Origin of the sequence: Streptomyces sp. WELS2 (assembly GCF_013870595.1) — a bacterium.
GTDB lineage: Bacteria > Actinomycetota > Actinomycetes > Streptomycetales > Streptomycetaceae > Streptomyces.
Genome location: NZ_JACBWZ010000492.1, coordinates 1 through 4,735 on the forward strand (window position 1 = coordinate 1; position 4,735 = coordinate 4,735).

Annotated in this window: 5 protein-coding genes; 1 reads left to right on the plus strand and 4 read right to left on the minus strand. The window is 71.6% G+C overall.

Annotation, left to right across the window (positions count from 1 at the left end; all coding sequences use genetic code 11):
* Positions 1 to 539: uridine kinase (locus H5J33_RS23990; protein ID WP_309485478.1), on the minus strand; the 539-nt coding region annotated here is incomplete at its 3' end.
* Positions 540 to 666: 127 nt separating this feature from the next.
* Between H5J33_RS23990 and H5J33_RS23995 the strand changes: the two genes are divergently transcribed.
* Positions 667 to 1,074, plus strand: coding sequence for a hypothetical protein (locus H5J33_RS23995; RefSeq protein WP_181796968.1), 408 nt, complete (start codon positions 667 to 669; stop codon positions 1,072 to 1,074).
* 25 nt (positions 1,075 to 1,099) lie between these two features.
* On the opposite strand, the gene H5J33_RS24000 is transcribed toward H5J33_RS23995, so the two are convergent.
* Genes H5J33_RS24000 through deoC form a run of 3 tightly spaced genes read right to left on the minus strand, consistent with a single transcriptional unit; the run spans position 1,100 to position 4,370 of the window.
* Complete coding sequence (locus H5J33_RS24000; protein ID WP_181796969.1) at positions 1,100 to 1,984, minus strand: aldehyde dehydrogenase family protein; 885 nt, start codon at positions 1,982 to 1,984, stop codon at positions 1,100 to 1,102.
* Positions 1,977 to 3,407 carry an aldehyde dehydrogenase family protein gene (locus H5J33_RS24005; RefSeq protein ID WP_181796970.1) on the minus strand — a complete coding sequence of 477 codons (1,431 nt, stop codon included), beginning with the start codon at positions 3,405 to 3,407 and terminating at the stop codon, positions 1,977 to 1,979. Before H5J33_RS24005 ends, H5J33_RS24000 begins: the two co-directional genes overlap by 8 nt.
* 3 nt (positions 3,408 to 3,410) lie before the next feature.
* The gene (gene deoC / locus H5J33_RS24010; protein ID WP_030789653.1) at positions 3,411 to 4,370 is read right to left on the minus strand and encodes a deoxyribose-phosphate aldolase; all 960 of its coding nucleotides are present in this window, start codon (positions 4,368 to 4,370) and stop codon (positions 3,411 to 3,413) included.
* Positions 4,371 to 4,735 lie beyond the last annotated feature (365 nt).

Here is a 4,735-nt window from a genome sequence, read left to right on the forward strand (position 1 = left end):
ACCTGGCGGGTGATGATCGACCGCTCCGCGCGCATCAGCCGCCAGCCGCGGCGCAGCAGGAACGGCACCGACTTGCGGCCCTCCTTGAGATCGCGCAGGAAGCGCCGCCGGAAGGTGGTGAACGCGCCGCGCGACAGGCACAGCGCGTCCGCCAGCACCCCCAGCTCCCGGCAGCGCCCGATGATCTCCGCGGCGAAGATGCCCTCGGCGATGAACAGCGGGGTACGGCCGATGTGCAGCGTCTCCTCGCCGGTACGGGCGCTCAGCGCGATGTCGTACACCGGCACCGGCGTCGACCCCGAGGCGCACAGCCGGGCGATGGCCTCGACCGCGACGTCCGCGTCCCAGGACCGCGGATGGTCCCAGTCGATGTCCGAACTCCCCTCCACCAGCGGCAGGGTCGGGTCGTCACCCTCCTTGTAGAAGTCGTCCAGGCGCAGCACGGGAAGCCCGGAGCGGGCGGCGACGAGGGACTTGCCCGAGCCCGAGGGGCCGCACAGCAGCACGACACGGGCGGGAGACGGGGGATGAATGCTCACGGAACACCAGTTTGACGCATGACGGACCGTCTGCCGACCCCGCGGGTCGGCTTTTGAGCGTGAGCCCCGCCTCAACTACCCTTCGTGCCGACACGATCACCCAGTGCAGCAGAAGGTGGCATCAACGATGGCCCGACACGCCTCTCCCCAGCACTCCACCGCGCAGCGCGCCCTGGTCGCCCTCGCCGCCGCCGGGGCGGCCCTGGGCGCGGGGGCGGCCACGGCGTCCGCCGAGACGGTCTCGGGCTCGGACTCGGGAGTGACCTACCGCATGACCGACCCCGGCAACATCGACCCCGAGGCCGGCCTGCGCGCCCTGACGGGCATCGTCGGTTACGTCACCGGCCCGGTCACCGGCCTCAAGCCCAACCCGCTGGCGGGCACGGGCGTCGACCCGCTGGACAACGGCGTTGGCACCCAGGTGGCCGACTTCCAGCCGGTCGGCACCCAGACGCTGACGCGTCCGCTGGCCCAGGCCTCGTCCCTGGGCAGCGTGCCCCTGGCGGGCCCGCTCCTCGCGTCCCTGGGGCACTGAACGCGCCCCCGCACGGCGGGAACCGTCAGTAGGAAGACCCTCCCGCGCCCAGCGACCCCGTCGGGTGCCACACCGTCTTCGTCTCCAGGAACGCCGTCATCCGGTCGATGCCGGGCGTCTCGAAGTAGTCCACAGGCTGTGGACGCAGCACCCGCTTGAGATTGTCGGCCGCCGCGATCTCCAGCTCCTTGGCCAGCGCCTCGTCCGCCCCCGCGAGGTCGATCGCGTTGACGTCCTGGTGCGCGGCCAGCGGCGCCGCGAGTTCCGCCGTACGGCCGGACAGGACGTTGACGACACCGCCCGGGACGTCGGAGGTGGCGAGCACCTCGCCCAGGGACAGGGCGGGCAGGGGGGCCTTCTCGGAGGCGATCACGACCGCCGTGTTGCCGGTGGCGATCACCGGGGCCACGACCGACACCAGGCCGAGGAAGGACGACTCCTGCGGGGCCACGACGGCGACCACACCGGTCGGCTCCGGCGAGGAGAGGTTGAAGTACGGGCCCGCCACCGGGTTCGCGCCGCCGGTCACCTGGGCGATCTTGTCGGTCCAGCCCGCGTACCAGACCCAGCGGTCGATCGTCGCGTCCACGACGGCCGCCGCCTTCGACTTCGACAGGCCCTCCGCGTCGGCCACCTCGCGCGCGAACTGCTCGCGCCGGCCCTCCAGCATCTCCGCGACGCGGTAGAGGACCTGGCCGCGGTTGTAGGCGGTCGCGCCGGACCAGCCGCCGAACGCCTTGCGCGCGGCGACCACCGCGTCCCGGGCGTCCTTGCGGGAGGACAGGGGGGCGTTGGCCAGCCAGTTGTCCTTCGAGTCCGTCACCTCGTACACCCGGCCGCTCTCGGAACGCGGGAACTTCCCGCCGACGTACAGCTTGTAGGTCTTGAAGACACTCAAACGGTCAGACATCGAGGTACGCCTCCAGGCCGTGGCGGCCGCCCTCGCGGCCGAAGCCCGACTCCTTGTAACCGCCGAACGGCGAGGTCGGGTCGAACTTGTTGAACGTGTTGGACCAGACGACACCGGCGCGCAGCTTGTTCGCGACGGCCAGGATGCGCGAGCCCTTCTCGGACCAGATGCCGGCCGACAGGCCGTACTGGGTGTTGTTGGCCTTGGCGACGGCCTCGTCGGGCGTGCGGAAGGTGAGGACCGACAGCACCGGGCCGAAGATCTCCTCACGGGCGATGGTGTGCGCCTGGGTGACGTTCGTGAACAGCGTCGGGGCGAACCAGTAGCCGGAGCCGGGCAGTTCGCAGGCCGGGGACCAGCGCTCGGCGCCCTCCGCCTCGCCCCGCTCGGCCAGCGCGGTGATCCGGGCCAGCTGCTCGGCGGAGTTGATCGCGCCGATGTCGGTGTTCTTGTCCAGCGGGTCGCCGAGGCGGAGCGTGGACAGCCGGCGCTTGAGGGCGTCCAGCAGCTCCTCCTGGACCGACTCCTGCACCAGCAGGCGGGAGCCCGCGCAGCAGACCTGGCCCTGGTTGAAGAAGATGCCGTTGACGATGCCCTCGACGGCCTGGTCCAGCGGCGCGTCGTCGAAGACGATGTTGGCGCCCTTGCCGCCCAGTTCGAGCGTCAGCTTCTTCGACGTACCGGCGACCGTGCGGGCGATCTCCTTGCCCACCGCGGTCGAGCCGGTGAAGGCGACCTTGTTCACGTCCGGGTGGGCGACCAGCGCGGCGCCCGTCCGGCCGTCACCGGTCACGATGTTGACCACACCCCTGGGCAGGCCGGCCTGGCGGCAGATGTCCGCGAAGAACAGGGCCGACAGCGGGGTGGTCTCGGCCGGCTTCAGGACGACCGTGTTGCCGGTCGCCAGCGCCGGGGCGATCTTCCACGCCAGCATCAGGAGGGGGAAGTTCCAGGGGATGACCTGGCCCGCGACGCCCAGCGGCCGCGGGTTCGCGCCGAAACCGGCGTGGTCGAGCTTGTCGGCCCAGCCCGCGTAGTAGAAGAAGTGCGCGGCGACCAGCGGGAGGTCCGCGTCGCGGGTCTCCTTGATCGGCTTGCCGTTGTCCAGCGTCTCCAGGACGGCCAGCTCGCGGCTGCGCTCCTGGATGATGCGGGCGATGCGGAACAGGTACTTGGCGCGCTCGGAGCCGGGCAGCGCCGACCACTTCTCGAACGCCTTGCGGGCGGCCTTGACCGCCCGGTCGACGTCTTCCGCGTTGGCCTGGGTGTACTCGGCGAGCACTTCCTCGGTGGCCGGGGAGACCGTCTTGGCGAGATCCCCGCCCGGGCTTTCGACGAACTCCCCATCGATGAACAGGCCGTACGCCGGGGCGATGTCGACGATCGCGCGCGATTCGGGCGCGGGAGCGTACTCGAATGCCATGGTTCAGTCCACCGTTACGTAGTCGGGGCCGGAGTAGCGGCCCGTGGCCAGCTTCTGGCGCTGCATCAGCAGGTCGTTGAGGAGCGAGGAGGCGCCGAAGCGGAACCAGTGGTTGTCCAGCCAGTCCGCGCCCGCGGTCTCGTTGACCAGCACCAGGAACTTGATCGCGTCCTTGCTGGTGCGGATGCCGCCGGCCGGCTTCACACCGACCTGGACGCCGGTCTGCGCCCGGAAGTCGCGCACCGCCTCCAGCATGAGCAGGGTGTTCGCGGGGGTCGCGTTGACGGCCACCTTGCCGGTGGAGGTCTTGATGAAGTCGGCGCCGGCCAGCATGCCGAGCCAGGAGGCGCGGCGGATGTTGTCGTACGTCGACAGCTCGCCGGTCTCGAAGATGACCTTCAGCCGGGCGCTCGTCCCGCAGGCCTCCTTCACGGCGACGATCTCGTCGTACACCTTCAGGTACCGGCCGGCCAGGAAGGCGCCCCGGTCGATGACCATGTCGATCTCGTCGGCGCCGGCGGCGACGGCCTCGCGCACGTCGGCCAGCTTCACGTCGAGCGCGGCCCGGCCGGCCGGGAAGGCGGTGGCCACCGAGGCGACCTTCACGCCGGAGCCGGCGACGGCCTCCTTGGCGACGGCCACCATGTCGGGATAGACGCAGACCGCGGCCGTCGTCGGAGTCGTACGGTCCGTGGGGTCGGGATGGACCGCCTTGGCGCCGAGCGCCCGGACCTTGCCCGGGGTGTCCGCGCCTTCCAGCGTCGTCAGGTCGACCATCGAGATGGCGAGGTCGATGGCGTACGCCTTCGCGGTGGTCTTGATGGAGCGGGTGCCGAGGGACGCGGCGCGCGCCTCCAGGCCGACCGCGTCGACGCCGGGCAGCCCGTGCAGGAAGCGGCGCAGCGTGCTGTCGGACGCGGCGACGTCCGAGAGAACGTGGGCTGAGGATGCGGTAGTGGGCATGGTCACCAGACGAGCATATCTACGCGCGTAGCGGATGGGAAGCCCCGGGGCGCGGGACACGGGGCGGGGCCTGTCACACGGGGGCGACGACGGCTGACGCGCGGGTGACAGGGGGTGCCGGCGAGTCGCGTGGAGTGCGGAGGCAGGGGTCTCCGGGCGGGCCGGGGTCCGGGGGCGGGGAGCTCGGTGGCCGGGCGAGTCGGGGGTGTGCCGTGGGTGCTCGGGTCGCGGTCCGGCTCAGGGCGGCGATCTGGCCTGGCGGGTGCCGGTGCGCACCAGGTGGGCGAGGGAGTCGGCGATCCAGTCGATCTCCTCGGCGTGGGTGGGCAGCAGGGTGCGGCGGACCGCGCCGTCGCACTCGGTGC